Here is a 15856-nt window from a genome sequence, read left to right as displayed (position 1 = left end):
ATGAGCAAGCCCAGTAAGGCCGCCCCTAGCCCGGGATGGTTAACCCGCTTTGACCGGATGTCGGATTCGGCCGCAGCCGGCGTTTATTTGACGCCGACTTATATTTTGCTCGCGCTGACGATCTTGTTCCCTATGGCTTACGCCTTGTTCCTCTCGTTTACGAAGATGGAGTTCGTCTCCGGGCATGCGCATTTTACCTTCGTAGGGGCGGATAACTACATCAAGCTCGTTCAGGACGCCAGAATACCTAACGTGCTGCTGCAAACCTTCTTATTTACGGTCGTCAAGGTGGCCGGCACGCTCTTTATCGCTTTCGGCATCGCGCTGACGATTTTCCACGGCATTTGGGGAGGCGAGTTTTTCAAACGCATTTTTCTGATTCCCTGGGCCTTGTCCAACGTCGTGAACGGGCTGATGTGGAAATGGATGTACAACGGCAACAACGGGATTATTAATGAGCTGATGCAGAAGCTGGGCCTCATCGACGAATACAAATCTTGGCTCGCCGAAGGCTCGACGGCGCTCGGCGCCGTCATTATCGCCGATATATGGAAGAGCGTTCCGTTCGCGGCCCTTATTTTGCTGGCGGGACTGCAGACGATCTCCAAGGAACTCTACGATGCCGGGCAAGTGGACGGCGCCGGAACGATTCAGCGCTTTTTCCATATTACGCTGCCTTCGCTGCGGCCGGTGCTGATGGTTCTGTTCGTGATGGAAACGATGTGGGCGCTGCGCGCGTTCGACATTATCTGGGTGCTGACGCAAGGCGGCCCGCTGGATAAAACGATGGTCATTAACGTCTACGCCTACGAGCAAGCGTTCCGCAACTTCGATATGGGCTACGGCTCGGCGCTGGCGTTCTTCATTACGCTTTGTACACTGCTTTTTACCGCAGTTTACTTAAAAACAATAGGCAAAAACGATTAAAAAACAGGGGGAACCAATCATGGAGAACAAGCATTTTAAATGGTTGAAGCTGGGAGTCGTAGGCGCATTGTCCGCCTCGATGCTGGCCGGATGCGGGGCATCGGCCGATCAAGCCGGGACTGCCGGCAAAGCAGGTCAAGAGAACAAGGAAATTACCGTCCTCTATTTGGACGAGCCGTTCTGGAAGCAGCAAAATGAGGAATTTACGAAAGCGACCGGCATTAAGGTCAAGTATGAAACGGTTCCGTTCATGCAGCTTCACGACAAAGTATTCGTTTCGTTCACGGCCGGCAACAGCGAATACGACGTCATCCACGTCCGCGACGACTGGGCGACCGAGTTCGCTTCCAAGGGCTTCCTGGAGCCGCTCGACTCTTATGTGACCGACGATATGAAAAAACGGCTCAATCCGCAGACGATGGAAGCGATGTCCTACAAGGGCAAGCAGTACGCGATTCCGCGCTACGTATGGCTGTGGCAGTTCTACTATAACAAGACGCTGATGCAGAACCCGCCGAAAACATGGGACGAGCTGATCACCGTCGCCAAGCAAATCAAGTCGGATAAAGTATCTCCTTACGCCGAATCCTGGGGCGGCATATTGTCCTACTCCAGCTTCATCGTTCATCTGCGCGCAAACGGCGGCGAGTTCTGGGATTATCAAAACGACCGCCCGAGCTTCAACAGCCCGGAAGGCTTGGCGGCGCTGCAGACGATGGTCGATATGAACCTGAAGCATAACATTATGAGCCCGCAGTCCAAGGAGTTTACAAGCTCCGGCGCGATGGCCGAAGTGCTGACTCAGGGCACAATTGCGATGAACATGAATACGCCGCAGACGCTCGCAATGTCCAACGATAAAGAAAAATCGAAGGTTGTCGGCGAAATGGGCGTGGCGCTGATCCCGGGCGGCAAATTGAAAACCGCTTCTTACGGCGAAACCGGCGGCCTTGCGATTCCGGCTTCCTCGAAGAAAAAAGAATGGGCGATGGAATATATCAAATTTGTAACGAGCGCCGATCAGCAAAAGAAAATGTCGCTGGCGAACGGCAAAATCCCGAGCGACGACGCCGTGGTGAAGGATGCGGAGCTGCAGGAGAAGTACCCGAACTATGCGCTGCTGCCGGAGCAAATGCAGTATCCGTTCGGTCTGTTCCGTCATGAGCAGGCGACGAAAATTACCGACGAGCTGTCCCGCAACCTATTGGCCGCTCTCCTCGGCAAAACAACGCCGGAGCAAGCGATGAACGATGCGGAGCAAAAAATATTGGCGATGATCGGCAAAAGCAAGTAACCTCTTGTGAGGCTTTAACCTGCGTCAGACCGGCTTAGGCGGAGGAACGGAATTTCCGGGTAGGAGGTCCTGGGGATTCCGTCCTTCCTTGAAGCTCCGGCAATTATTCTCAAACGAGAGGATGTTTTCGAGTGTGAAGTACGCGAAAAAAGCGGTTCAGGTGATGATCTCGATCTTATTGATGATCTTTATCTTGTTTCCCGTCCTATGGCTGCTCTTATCCAGTTTCAAGCTTCCGCTAGATTTGTTCAGCAATCCTCCGAAAGTATGGCCGAGCGAATGGACGATCAAATACTATATTCAGCTGCTGAAGGAGAAATCGTTCACATCCGCCATGCTGAACAGCTTCATCGTGTCGGGCTTTACGACCGCGATTTCCTTGACGATCGGCTCGTTGGGCGCCTACGCGTTCGCACGCTTTCAATTTCCGCGCAAAAACGCGTTCTTTCTGACGGTGCTGGCCTCGCAGATGCTGCCGCACATGGCGCTGCTCATACCGCTGTTTATGATCATGCGGATGACGGGGCTGCTGTATACGCACCAGGGCTTGATTCTGACTTACATCAGCTTTTCGCTGCCTTATGTGGTGTGGATGTTCCGTGCTTTCATCGTCTCCATTCCTTACGAGATTGAAGAAGCGGCGAAGCTGGACGGCTGCACCCGCTTGCAGATCATTCGCAAAATCGTGCTGCCTTTGTCTATGGGAGGGCTTGTCACGACGGGGATTTTTGTATTTATGGGCGCGTGGAACGAATTTTTGTTCGCCAGCGCCATGACCAATATGAATGTGAAAACATTGTCTGTCCGAATGGCGGAATTTATCGGGGAAGACCGGGTCGCCTACGAAATCATGTTTCCCGCCGGAATCGTCGGCAGTCTGCCGGTGCTGCTTCTGGTGCTGTTCTTCCAGAAGTTTATCGTCAGAGGTCTGACCGAGGGCGGAGTCAAATGATACGGAAGCAGGCATAGAAAAAAGGTGATAACATGAAATGCGATTTGTTGATCAAAGACTGCAGCGTGATGACGCCAGAGTTTACTATCGAAGATAACCGCGCTATAGCTATTGACGGCTCGCGCATTGTGGAGATCGGACCGAGCGCAGAACTGGCGGCCAAATATGAGCCGTCAGAGACGTTATCGGGCAAAGGCAAGCTGTGCATGCCCGGGCTGGTCGACGCCCATACGCATACTTGCCAGCAGCTGCTTAAAGGGCGGACGATGGACGAGCTACCGATGATCTGGTCGCGCATTCTCGTTCCGTTCGAAGGCAATATGAATGAAGAGGACGTGCGGGTCAGCGCCGAGATGAGCTGCCTGGAGATGATCAAGTCGGGAACGACCGCCTTCGCCGATGCCGGCGGCGTCCATATGCATCAGGTCGCCGAAGCGGCGGTGCAATCGGGAATGCGGGCGGCGATCACTCGTTCTTGCATCGATATCGGCGATTTTTTGCCGGACACGATGAAGCAGCCGATGGAGCAGATCATCGACAACAACGAGTGGCTGTACCGCACGTATAACGGGGCCGGTGACGACCGGGTCCATATCTGGTTCGGCATTCGCCAGGTCATGTCCTGTTCGCCGGAGCTGATTCAAGCGGCGGCGGAGATGGCGCGCCGGTACAATACCGGGCTGCATATGCATCTGGCCGAGCATCGCGACGAAGTTCGCTACTGCCTGGAGCGCTACCGGAAGCGTCCGGTCGAGTATCTCGAATCGCTCGGCGCGCTCGGACCGAATTTGCTGACGGCGCATAACGTCGTCTATTCGGAGCATGAGCTGGAAATATTGAAGGAACGCGGCGTCAAAATCGTGCACTGCCCGCGCGCCAACTTCAACTCCCACGGCTTCCCGAAAACGCCGCGCATGATCGAGATGGGTATGTCGATCGGTATGGGCAGCGACGGGGCGTCGGGCTCGAACTTAAGCTTGTTCGATGAAATGCGAGTATTCCGCTCGGGCATACATGCTTATTGGGGATTGCCAGTGTTCGATCCGCTCGTGATGCCGGCCGACGAGCTGCTGAAGATGATTACGATCGGCGGAGCCAGCGCCATGCAGCTTGCGCATGAAATCGGAACGGTCGAAACCGGCAAGAAAGCCGATCTGATTTTGATCGACATCGATCAGCCGCATATAACGCCGACGCGCATCCTGATCAATACGATCGTGGAGTCGGTCACGAGCCGCGATGTGGAGGATGTCGTCATCGACGGCAAGATCGTCATGAAAAACCGTCAAGTATTGACGCTCGACGAAGAGCGGATTATGCATGAAAGCCAAAAAACGATGGAGTCTATAGCCCGCAAAGCGGGAATTTAAGAGAGCTGCGGCCTCCTCAAAATAAGAGAATCGCCCCTGATGTCCGGATAAAGACCGGATACGGGGGCGATTTTTGTTTTTGTTTAGGAAATGATGCGCAGCCATATCCTGTGGAAATCCGGGGGCTTCCCCGAAAGTAATGTCTAACCATAGAACGATCCCGGCGGATTGGTTAGACGCCGATCCAGCCGAAGCTGGATGCGGACGGAATAAGCTTCAGAGCATTCACGTCACTTTTGGGGGATTGGTTCACATGCCGGGACGTTAGAACCAGTTTTCCGGTTTAGGCCGCTCCCGGTAACCTGGGGCTTTTACCAGGAGTCCGATTCGTCATGGCGCTAAATGCGAATATCGATCGTGGAGCTGCCGGACGCCCGGTTTTGACCGAGAGCTTGGCCCTGCGGCGAGCCTGCTCCTTGCGGCGGAGTGCCTCCTGCAGGGGGCTGCTGGGGCGCGCCTTGGGCGGCCGCGCTTGTTTGGCTTTGGCCCTGGCTCTGCGCGATTTGCTGCTCGATTCGCTGAATTTGCTGCTGGAGCTGGCGGATTTGCTTCTCATTGTCCTTGGAGCTGCCGCTTTTGGTAAGTTGATCCAGCTGCGACTGCAGCTTCTCCTTCTGCTTCTCGAGGGAAGAGGTGTCGCTGGAGCCGCTTGCCGAGTACGAGGAAGACGACAGGGAGGATAGGGAAGCCGATGAGATGTTCATGTGAGTTCACTCCTTCTTATGATAGGGACGGTGCTTGGAGACCGGACCTGCACTTATAGATCGGCAGCCAAGCTGAACGGAAGCTGAGGATACGCTGAAGGAATGCTTAATCTTTACAGCAAGGCTGCTCTGCCGTAGAAATATTCGGTTCATATAGTAACAGCCGATGAATATATTGGGATTGCCTGTCCTGCGCGCGGGCGTTTAGGAGCTGGAGGCCAAAGGGGTTTGGATTTTGCACGGAATAAGCTTCAGAGCATCACGTCACTACCCTGGAAATTACTCTTGGTACCCCATTTCCATTGTCTGTGGTGCCGCGTAGCGGCATGGATGGCTTTTGGGGGATTTGTTCCTGTTTTGCGCGCTCCAACGTGCCGCACGATACAGCGTAATGAGGGAAAGAAGCCGCGATTTACGAAAAGCGCCCGCAGAGAGCGGCGCATCCCGGGTGTATGTGGGCGGCAATCATGCTATAATTAGTATTTAAGTATTAACTACGATGATATAGAGGCGTGGTGAAAAATGGCCGGAGAGCGGGTAGAAAGTGGGAACAGCGAGTGAAACTTCTACCGACCGCAGGACAAGGGCTCAATCACCACCCTTATAAGAGAAGAGAGGGAGCGGAGCGGATGCGCAAACAATTTGTCATTGAAGCTGTTATGCTGGCGGTTTACGGAGAGATGCTCGTTCCTAGCCAGCCGGTGGAATATATTATTCCTTATACTACGATACGGGAGTTGTATGAACTGAAGGATACGCCCGAGCCGATCATGCCGGACGCCAAGGATGAGACCCACGTCAGAACCAAAATCAAAGAGCTTATAGAACTTCTGGAAGAGCCGCTGAACCGCAAAAAAATCGAGAAAGCGCTGACGGTGCCTTGGACGCAAAGCCCGCCCATGCCGCTTAGCGATCATGTGACGCTGACGATGGTCAATTCCTTCGACAACGAGGAGTACGGTGAAGCGTTCGATCCTATCGAGACGGAGCTTATCTTGACCGCGATGCGCGCGCAGGCGCCGATTATGACGGACCAGTTGGAGCTTATCGAAAAAATTATCGAAGCGGAAATTCCGGTTCAAGTGTTCGATCTCGACGACTTCGAATTTGCCGTGGAGGAAGAAGGCATGGTATAGCCGGGCGCCGGCAAAGGGAAGCGCAAGAGCTCGAGGTAGATCCAAGAGGGAGTACGGTCGGAATCCTATATCCGATTCCCTCCCCATACCCAAATGTACGGGTTTCGGCCGGGACATATCCGCAGGCTAGGTTGATCTCAATGGATTATGTAACATTCCGTTGATTGCGGACAACGAAATCGAAATTGACGGCGCCGCGGCCGCAAAACGAAAGGCATGGCATAAGCGAATGCAGCGTTCGGCGCACAAGAGCTTGAAGAAATAACCGTCCGGAATGATGGATTCGGACGGCTTTTTGACGTTGGCGCGGCACCCGGCATAGAGGCGTTTGGAGAGGCATCCTTGCTGCGAGGGCAGCGCCTTGCCTGCAGCGCCGTAAACATGGGCTGCAAATCCGTTTAAGTTCCGGATTTGAGGGGAACGTTCCCTGCCCCGGGCATCGTCTCGGCAGGAGGTTCGCCTGCGGCGTCTGCCCGGTCTGCGCCTTCGGTTGGGGCCGCCGCTGCGGGTTCGGACCGACGCGGCGGAGAGCGGAGGTCATGGCTGCGGATATACCAGCATGTCGTTGCGAGCTGGACGGCGGCCGCGATATAGAAGGGCAGCGCCCAATGGCCGCGGTCGATCATATGCCCGAAGGCCCCCGGCCACAGAAGGATGCCGAAGCGCAGCAGCAGGCTCTTGGCTCTGTAGAGCCACAGCTGCGCGCTTGTCTGCCCTCGCTCCGTCCGGGTCTGCACAGCCGCATCCGTCCGGCTGGCGCGCGTGCCCAAATTGCATGTCGTGCAGCCGGCTACGAGCAGCGCCGCCAGTCCGAACGACGGCGACCAAGGGAGCAGCAGCGCGAAGACGATGCCGCCGAGCTGCATGCAGACGACGGTCCGGTGCGTCCCGACGCGTTCGGCGAGGCGGATATTCAGCAGCGCCGATGCCGCCGCGCCGCCGTACGAAGCGGCCAATACGAGACTGATCATCTCCGGAGCAGCGCCGAATTTGGCGGACAGCCAGTAGGAGGTCAGCGTCGTCGCCATAACGGCCGCCATGCCGTTGAGCAGATGAACGAAGCCGGATAACGGCTTCGCCGGCGCCGCTCCGGTCCCGTCTGCACCCGGCGCGCCCATACGCTTCGGCGTTCGGGCGCCGGCCGGAGCGGCAGCTTTGCGCTCGCCTCCGGCAACGGCGGCGATGACGAGCGTGCAGCCCGCTGCGAGCGCAAACGCCGCGGCGAACAGGGGGCGGAACTGCATTGCGCCCGGCAGCGCATGCTGCCAGAGCGGTGTGAGAGCGGCGAGCAGTGCGCCCGCTCCCATGCCGATATAACCGGCGAAGGCATGCACGCCGAGAGCGCGGGAATAGGCTTTGCCCGAGCAGGCGATCAGCCATTTGCGCTCGACCGCCGCGGAGGGACCGCCCGATCCGGCGTGACCGCGTCCAAAGCCGGACGCCACGGCGGCGCAGCACAACGCGGCCGGGTTCGCCGTCCAGGTGATGGCAAGCAGCGAGACGGCAAGGACCGTCTCCCATAGAAGCATATACCGCTTGGGTCCGAGAAGCGCGTTCAACTCTCCGGCGAAGGCGGCCATCACCGCTCTGAACAAGCCCGCTGCGACCAGAAGCTCCCCGACGGCGCCGCCGCTCCAGCCGAGCTCTTTCAAATATAAGGTCAAGGCTACCACGCCGATGCCTTGGCACATGCTGCGCAAAATAGCGGCAGTCTGCAGGAGCCGCGCGGTGCGATGAGTGCCAAGCCACGTTTGGATTCTTTTCAATTACTTCACCTTCTTCTTCTTTCCGGTAATCCGCAAGGATACAGTCATTGTAGCAGGCGATCGTTGACATCTACTGTCAGTGATATACAATTAGGATGAAATTGGAGACGGGCATAGGAGGCATTATGCGGGCAGATCGGCTTATTTCGCTTATTATGCATTTGCAGCTGGAAGGCAGGATGACGGCTAAGGAGCTGGCGCGGCGGCTCGAAGTGTCGGAGCGCACCATATACCGCGATATCGAGGCGCTCAGCGCAGCCGGAGTTCCGGTCTATACGGACTCCGGCGCCGGAGGGGGCATTTCGCTGCCCAAGGAGTACCGGACACGGCTCGACGGCTTGACCACGCCGGAAATTCATGCGCTATTCGTCCATTTGGCGGGGGAGCCGCTTCGGCAGCTGGGGATCGGCTCTGCGCTGCAGACCGCTCTGCTGAAGCTGCTTAATGCGCTGCCGAGCGAAAGCCGTCTGGATGCGGAGTGGATTCAAAACCGGATCTTTCTCGATACGGAATCATGGCGCTCCCACCCGGAGGACGAGGCTTTCCTTACGGCCGCCCAGCAGGCGGTATGGGAAGAGAAGCGGGTCCGGATGCTTTACGTCAACCGGTCCGGCGAAGCCGTCGCAGCGATGATCGACCCGTACGGGCTTGTCGCCAAGGCAGGCGTCTGGTTTATCGTTGCGGGCCTGAACGGGCGCATTACCGCGCTGCGGCTCTCCGGAATCCGCTCTTTCGAACGGACGGAGGAGGGATTCGTTCGCCCGGACGGCTTTAAGCTGTCCGTATTTTGGCCGCAGTGGGTTGCGGATTGGGAAGCCGGACAATTCCGTTATTCCGTCGTCGCCGACTTCCCGGAAGACCGGGCGCGTCGGCTTCTGGCCAAAGTAAGGGATGTCAGGGCGGTGCCGCAGGACAGCGTCTCCGCCGCCGCGCAGCCCCCCGTTCGCCCGGGCTGGCAGCGATGGGTACTGGCCTTCGAGAACATGGAGACGGCCGCCGACCGGATGCTCGCCTTAGGCATGGATGCGGAGGTTATCGAACCGTCCGAGCTGCGAGAAAAACTTCGGAGCTGCGCCGGGAAGATCATGCGCTTGTATTCCTAACGGAGCCGCCCGGCTGCCGATCGGCAAGACGCTTTCCTTTAAGAAAAGATCCTCGATTCGGATCGTTTGGAGAAGGTGGGCGGCCGCTTGCGCACTTGGCCGCATTTGCAAGAGGAGGACGTTTCATGTACAATGACGTTATGAATGAACATTCATTCCGCACATCCTTTTTTAACCTGCGGGCCGTAGGCCACTGTCCATTGACCGCAGACCAAGTATAAATTTACCATACTTTAACAAGGAGGGAGAAATATCACTTGGAAGCGACGATAAGCAAGCGGGATAAGATCGCCGAGGCGGCGCTCGTCTTATTCGCCGAACGGGGGTACGACGGAACGACCGTGCCGATGATCGCCGATAAGGCGGAAGTCGGAGCGGGGACGATCTACCGCTATTTCGAGAGCAAAGAAGTGCTGGTTAACGTGCTGTTCCAAGAAGGCGTCGCGCGGCTGCACGAATCGGTAATGCGCGGCTACCCGTCTTCGGGAACGATCCGCGAGCAGTTCCGGCATATATTTTACGGCATGGTCGGCTTTGCCAAGGAGCATATTCACGAGCTGTACTTCATCGAGACTCACAGCAATGCCCGTTATTTGGACGATCTCAGCCGCGACCGATTCCAGCAGCTGCTCGATTTTCTTCACTCCTATGCCGACGGCGGCAAGGAGCAGGGTTGGATTCGCCCGCTGCCTGCGGACGCGCTGATCGGAATTGTGTTCGGCGCCTTTACGAAAATATTCACGCTGATCCGGGCCGGCAAGCTGGCGGAAACGCCCGAGCTGCTCGCGCAGATTGAAGAAAGCTGCTGGGATGCGGTACGGATTCATCATCCGTAATTGGGCCCGCGCCTTTTAATAAAGACGGTTTTAGCGGATTTGGAACGAGAATGCGCTCTGCCCGTCTTTTTATCCCGAACGGAATGAATATTCATTCCTGTGGTGAAAGCTGCATAGTAATCATTTCTTTAGGAAAACTAACAGGATATTGGAAGTATAACGGAATGAAACCGACTATTACAGGAAAGGATGAAGCACCATGTCATCATCTGTTCATATCCCGCAGCCCAAAACCTTCGGCCCGCTGGGCAATCTGCCTCAGCTCAATTTGGAGGAGCCCGTGCAGTCGATGGTCAAACTTTCTAATGAGTACGGCCCTATTTTTCGTATGGATTTGCCGGGCAGATCGGAAATTTTCATTTCGAGCTATGAGCTGGTGGAGGATGCTTGCGACGAATCGCGTTTCGATAAAAGAGTGTGGGCGCCTCTTAGAAAGGTGCGCGCTTTTGCCGGAGACGGTCTGTTCACCAGCGAAACGGAGGAGCCGAACTGGCGAAAGGCGCATAACATTTTGCTGCCGAGCTTCAGCCAGCGCGCGATGCAGGGTTACCATAACATGATGGTCGATCTGGCGCTGCAGCTGATTCAGAAGTGGGGGCGGCTGAATCCCGACGAAAGCGTCAACGTACCGGAGGACATGACCCGGCTGACGCTCGATACGATCGGTTTATGCGGATTTAATTACCGCTTTAACAGCTTTTACCGCGACCAGCCGCATCCGTTTATCACCAGCATGGTGCGCGCGCTGAACGAGGCGATGAACCAGCTGCAGCGGCTCGGGCTGCAGGATAAGCTGATGGTCATTACGAAGCGGCAGTATAAGCACGATATTCAGGCGATGTTCTCACTGGTGGACAAAATGATTGCCGAGCGCAAGGCGCACGGATTGCAGGGCGGCGAGGATTTGCTGGCCCATATGCTGAGCGGCAAAGACCCGGATACGGGCGAAGCGCTGGATGACGAAAATATCCGTTACCAGATCATCACCTTCCTGATCGCCGGGCACGAAACGACAAGCGGACTGCTGTCCTTCGCGATTTATTATTTGCTGAAAAATCCGGAGAAGCTGAGCAAAGCCTACGAAGAGGTGGACCGGGTGCTGACGGACCCGATTCCGAGCTATACGCAGGTGCGCGAGCTGAAGTATATCCGGATGATATTGAACGAAGCGCTGCGCCTGTGGCCAACCGCTCCGGCGTTCTCCCTCTATGCGAAGGAGGACACGATGCTGGCGGGCAAATACCCGCTGAAAAAAGGCGACAGCGTCAACGTCCTTATACCGAAGCTTCACCGCGATACGGATGTATGGGGGGACAATGTCGAGGAGTTTGTACCGGAACGGTTCGAGGACCCGAGTCAAATTCCGTATCACGCGTACAAACCGTTCGGCAACGGCCAGCGCGCCTGCATCGGGCAGCAATTCGCCCTGCAGGAGGCGACGCTCGTGCTCGGCATGGTGCTGAAGCATTTTGAAATCATCGATCATACCAACTATCAGCTGAAGGTTAAAGAAACGCTGACCTTGAAGCCGGACGATTTCACGATGCGCGTCCGCTCTCGCGGCGCGCATGCCGGATTTGCCTTCGCGGCGCCCGGGGCAGAGCCCGCCGCGGGAAGCAAGCAGCAAGCGGTAGAGACTGCGTCTGCTCAAGTTGAAGCGCATCATACGCCGCTTCTGGTGCTCTACGGCTCCAACCTCGGCACGGCCGAAGGCATCGCCAGAGAGCTGGCCGACACCGCCCGTTACCAAGGCTTCGTAAGCGAGGTCGCGCCGCTGAACGACCGTGTCGGCAAGCTGCCGAAGGAAGGGGCCGTCTTCATCATATCGGCCTCCTACAACGGCAAGCCGCCGAGCAATGCGCGCGAATTCGTGCAATGGCTCGAAGGCGTGGAACCCGGCGAGCTGGAAGGCGTTCGCTATGCGGTATTCGGCTGCGGCGACCATAACTGGGCCGGTACCTACCAGCAGGTGCCGCGGCTGATCGACGAGCAGCTCGCCGCCAAGGGCGCAACTAGGCTGGCCGTACGCGGGGAAGCGGACGCCAGCGGCGATTTCGAGAAGCAAATCGAGGAATGGGGCGACCTTCTGTGGCCGGATGTGCTTCAAGCGTTCGGCTTGAAAATCGGCGGGCAGGCGCAGAAGCAGGAGCGCAGCACGCTCAGCGTGCAGTTCGTCAGCGGCCTTGTCGGCACGCCGCTCGCCGACAGCTACGAGGCGCAGCTGGCGACGGTCGTCGCAAACCGCGAGCTGCAGCAGCCGGGCAGCGGACGCAGCACGCGCCATCTGGAGATTCGGCTTCCGGAAGGCGTTGCCTATCAGGAAGGGGATCATCTCGGCGTCATTCCGGAGAATGCTCCGGAGCTCGTCGATCGCGTCCTGCGCCGATTCAGGCTGCATGCCAGCGATCATATCATTATCAGCGCGAGCGGGCGCAGCGCCGCCCATCTGCCGCTCGACCGGCCGATCAGCGTGCAAGATTTGCTCGGCCACAGCGTGGAGCTGCAGGAAGCGGCCACCCGGGCGCAGCTGCGGGAGCTGGCCGCCTTCACGGTCTGCCCCCCGCATAAGAAAGAACTGGAGGCACTCCTTCAGGAGGACGCCTATAAGGAAGAGGTGCTCGGCAAGCGGCTGACGATGCTCGAGCTGCTGGAGCAGTATCCGGCATGCGAGCTGCCGTTCGAGCGGTTCATCGAGCTTTTGCCGCCGCTGAAGCCGCGGTACTACTCGATTTCCAGCTCGCCCAAGGCCGGCGCGGATACGGCCAGCATTACCGTCGGCGTCGTGCGAGGCCCGGCCAAGAGCGGAAGAGGCGAATATCGCGGCGTAGCGTCGAATTACTTGGCAGGCCGCCGCGAGCAAGACGCCGTCGTGCTGTTCGTCCGCACCCCGGAATCGGGCTTCCAGCTGCCGCAGCAGACGGAAACGCCGATCGTTATGGTCGGACCGGGCACCGGCGTGGCGCCGTTCCGCGGTTTCCTGCAAGCGCGGAGGGCGCTGCGGCAGGAGGGACATACTCTCGGAGAGGCGCGTCTCTACTTCGGCTGCCGCCATCCGGAGCAGGATTACTTGTACCGCGAGGAGCTGGAGCAATATGAACGCGACGGGCTGGTGAAGCTGCATACCGCGTTCTCCCGCATGGAAGGGCATGCGAAAACTTATGTGCAGGATATGCTGAAGCGGGACGGCGCCGAAATCGTCGGCTTGCTCGACCGGGGCGCCATATTGTACGTATGCGGAGACGGCAGCCGGATGGCGCCGGGGGTCGAAGCGGCATTGCGCGAAGCGTACCGCGAAGTTCACGGCGCGGCGGAGGAAACCGCGACAAGCTGGCTGGACGGTCTGCAGACCGAGGGCCGGTATGTAAAGGATGTGTGGGCCGGGCTATAACAGCCGGTAAGCTCCTTCTGTATTGCCGTAAGCGGGCGGGACCGGCGGACCGGCAGCTTCCGTATGCTGGCTTGCCCTCGGAGGCGGCTGTAACGGCCCGGCTTATGCTGAATATAAGGATCGTCCGGTCTTCACGACCGGACGGTCCTTTTGCCATGCAAAGCTTTTAACGTTAAACGTCATACTTCTGAAAGCTCGATGAACCAGAAGACGAGGCTTGCGGAGACCGCCTGTATAAGCGGCAGCGTTCGCCTTCGGTATGACGGCTCCGGAGGAAAACGGGGGCCGCACGAGGGCGATGCGACGGAGGGACGCACTCGTTAACGGCCGCGCCCGGATGAGACCCGGGCGTTGTTTATGGTACAATTTAATTGGAGAACTATCCCAACGAAAATTACGGGCAAAGGCAGGGATCGATTTGATGAAGGAACGCATCGGGAAGCTGTATACGCTTATGCAAGAGGAATCGCTTGATGTTATTTTCATAACGCTGCCCAAGCTGGTTTACTATTTTACAGGATTTTACACCGACCCGCACGAGCGGTTTATGGCCCTTGTCTGTCCTAGCGGAGAGGAGCCGTTTCTGATGGTTCCGATCCTTGATTACGAGAAGGCGGCGCGGGCTTCGAGCGTTCAACGCATCATCTCTCACGAGGATACGGATAACCCCTATGAAGTGCTGCGGCGTCATGCATCCGGCAAGACGATGAACCGGATCGGGATTCAAGCGGAGCATCTGAATGTCAGACGCTATCGCGGGCTGATGGAAGCGACGGGCGCGCGGCAGGCGGTGGAGCTCGACGACGCCATTGCGGGCTTCCGCGTGCTGAAGAGCGAGCCGGAAATCGCCGCGATCGAGCGGGCGATCGGTTGTATTGAGGAAGCGGTCAAGGAGACGGTCGCGCTCGTGAAGCCGGGAGTTACGGAAATCGAGCTTGTAGCGGAGCTGGAATACCGGATGAAGCGCTTGGGAGCGCAAGGGCCGTCCTTCGATACGATGGTGCTGACGGGAGAGAAGACGGGACTGCCGCACGGCGCTCCGGGGACCGACCCGGTGAAGGAAGGACAGCTGCTGCTGATCGACGCCGGCGTCTTCGTAGACGGCTATGCTTCGGATTTGACGAGAACGTTCGCGGTAGGGGATGTCGGAGAGCGCTGCCGGGAAATTTACGATATTGTGCTGAAAGCTAACGAGCACATGATTCAGGCCGTACGGCCGGGCGTTACGTTCGGCAGCCTCGACCGGGCCGCGCGCAGCGTCATTGAATCGCATGGCTACGGGGAATATTTCATTACCCGCGCCGGGCACGGCTTCGGTCTGGAAATTCACGAGTATCCGTCGATCCACGGCAACAATCCGGATGTGCTGCGGGAAGGCATGGTGTTTACGGCCGAACCGGGCATCTATATTACGGGACTTGGCGGCGTACGGATCGAGGACAATGTGCTCGTCACACAGGATGGAGCTCGCGTGCTTACTTCTTATCCCAAGGAATTGACGGTCATCGGCGTTTAGTCCGCTTGTTTGCGGAGGGCTGCCGCGGCGCGGCTTCCGAAACGGATACGGAGCTTGTCTTTCGGGATGAAACGAGAAAAAAGGCCGGCGCTGTATAGCGGCGGCCCGAGGTTCATTCCTTGGAAGAGGCTGGCATAAGCCAATCGTCCATCGTCCTGATCGGAACCGTATGCTGCTTAGTTGTCTCCGTTCCAGGAAAAACCGATGGCATTAAGGACGGCTCTTGCCAAGGTCATATGCCCGGTCATATTCGGATGGACGCGATCCCAGGCCAGAGTAGCCGGATAAATATGCTTTAACACCGGCTCGAACGCTTTTTGCGTGTCGATGAAAATCGCGCCGGTTTCTTCGGCGATCTTCTTGACAACGGCACCGTATTGATCCATCGCCGCGCGCATGCCGTCCGCTTCGTTCGGCTCAATATAGTAAGGAGTGAGCAGGATAAGACCTTTCAGCGAAGGCTTGGTGCGCTCTACCAGCTCGCGGAGCGTCTGCTCGTATTCATCTATGTAAACGTGCTTCTCGCCGATTTGCGGCAGATCGTACTGACGCCATACGTCGTTGATGCCGATCATAATCGACAGCCAATCCGGCTTCAAGTCGACCACGTCGGTTTGCCATCTTTCCTTCAGGTTGCGCACGGTATTGCCGCTGATGCCCATATTGGTGACGCGGATGCCGAGCTGCGGATATACCGACTGCAGAAATGCGTCGACCAAGGCGACGTAACCGCTGCCAAGAGCGTCGTTACGCCCTTCGCCTTCGGGTTTTTTGCGGCCGCAATCGGTGATGGAATCGCCGATCATGACCAGCCGGTCTTTTTTTTGCAATAGCATGGTTGAATTCATCCTCTCTCATAATTAG

The 15856-nt window shown here is 57.3% G+C and carries 12 protein-coding genes; 9 read left to right on the top strand and 3 right to left on the bottom strand.

Features of this window, described 5'->3' with window-relative positions; translation table 11 throughout:
* The 4 genes from SK3146_RS13310 to SK3146_RS13295 all read left to right on the top strand — a co-directional run bounded on the left by SK3146_RS13310 (window position 1) and on the right by SK3146_RS13295 (window position 4543).
* Window positions 1–927 (top strand): carbohydrate ABC transporter permease, encoded by a 927-nt coding sequence (locus SK3146_RS13310; protein WP_249865496.1) that lies wholly within the window; start codon window positions 1–3, stop codon window positions 925–927.
* A 19-nt stretch (window positions 928–946) separates the two neighbouring features.
* Entirely contained in the window at window positions 947–2221 is a 1275-nt protein-coding gene (locus tag SK3146_RS13305; protein WP_249865495.1) for an ABC transporter substrate-binding protein, read from the top strand.
* Window positions 2222–2354: 133 nt separating this feature from the next.
* Entirely contained in the window at window positions 2355–3173 is an 819-nt protein-coding gene (locus SK3146_RS13300; protein WP_249865494.1) for a carbohydrate ABC transporter permease, read from the top strand.
* Window positions 3174–3205: 32 nt separating this feature from the next.
* Window positions 3206–4543 carry an amidohydrolase family protein gene (locus tag SK3146_RS13295; RefSeq protein ID WP_249865493.1) on the top strand — a complete coding sequence of 446 codons (1338 nt, stop codon included), beginning with the start codon at window positions 3206–3208 and terminating at the stop codon, window positions 4541–4543.
* 338 nt (window positions 4544–4881) lie between these two features.
* Here the strand turns inward: SK3146_RS13295 and SK3146_RS13290 are convergent, their stop codons facing one another.
* Complete coding sequence (locus tag SK3146_RS13290; RefSeq protein WP_249865492.1) at window positions 4882–5247, bottom strand: FlxA-like family protein; 366 nt, start codon at window positions 5245–5247, stop codon at window positions 4882–4884.
* Between the two features lie 629 nt (window positions 5248–5876).
* Here SK3146_RS13290 and SK3146_RS13285 point away from each other — a divergent pair.
* A complete protein-coding gene (locus SK3146_RS13285; protein WP_249865491.1) occupies window positions 5877–6383 on the top strand; it encodes an ADP-heptose synthase in 507 nt (168 codons plus the stop codon).
* A 398-nt stretch (window positions 6384–6781) separates the two neighbouring features.
* On the opposite strand, the gene SK3146_RS13280 is transcribed toward SK3146_RS13285, so the two are convergent.
* Window positions 6782–8149: an MFS transporter gene (locus SK3146_RS13280; protein WP_249865490.1), complete on the bottom strand. Its 1368-nt coding sequence runs from the start codon at window positions 8147–8149 to the stop codon at window positions 6782–6784.
* Window positions 8150–8244: 95 nt separating this feature from the next.
* Here SK3146_RS13280 and SK3146_RS13275 point away from each other — a divergent pair, with 95 nt between their 5' ends.
* The 4 genes from SK3146_RS13275 to SK3146_RS13260 all read left to right on the top strand — a co-directional run bounded on the left by SK3146_RS13275 (window position 8245) and on the right by SK3146_RS13260 (window position 14992).
* Window positions 8245–9252, top strand: coding sequence for a helix-turn-helix transcriptional regulator (locus tag SK3146_RS13275; protein ID WP_249865489.1), 1008 nt, complete (start codon window positions 8245–8247; stop codon window positions 9250–9252).
* A 257-nt stretch (window positions 9253–9509) separates the two neighbouring features.
* A complete protein-coding gene (locus tag SK3146_RS13270; protein WP_249865488.1) occupies window positions 9510–10088 on the top strand; it encodes a TetR/AcrR family transcriptional regulator in 579 nt (192 codons plus the stop codon).
* 199 nt (window positions 10089–10287) lie between these two features.
* Window positions 10288–13476, top strand: coding sequence for a bifunctional cytochrome P450/NADPH--P450 reductase (locus SK3146_RS13265; protein WP_249865487.1), 3189 nt, complete (start codon window positions 10288–10290; stop codon window positions 13474–13476).
* A gap of 421 nt (window positions 13477–13897) precedes the next feature.
* A complete protein-coding gene (locus SK3146_RS13260) occupies window positions 13898–14992 on the top strand; it encodes a M24 family metallopeptidase (RefSeq protein ID WP_249866287.1) in 1095 nt (364 codons plus the stop codon).
* Between the two features lie 176 nt (window positions 14993–15168).
* On the opposite strand, the gene SK3146_RS13255 is transcribed toward SK3146_RS13260, so the two are convergent.
* The gene (locus SK3146_RS13255; protein ID WP_249865486.1) at window positions 15169–15828 is read right to left on the bottom strand and encodes an SGNH/GDSL hydrolase family protein; all 660 of its coding nucleotides are present in this window, start codon (window positions 15826–15828) and stop codon (window positions 15169–15171) included.
* Window positions 15829–15856 lie beyond the last annotated feature (28 nt).

Source organism: Paenibacillus konkukensis, assembly GCF_023523925.1.
GTDB lineage: Bacteria > Bacillota > Bacilli > Paenibacillales > NBRC-103111 > Paenibacillus_S > Paenibacillus_S doosanensis.
The sequence above is the reverse complement of the archived record's forward strand: the minus strand, read 5'-3'. Positions and strand labels throughout refer to the sequence as shown.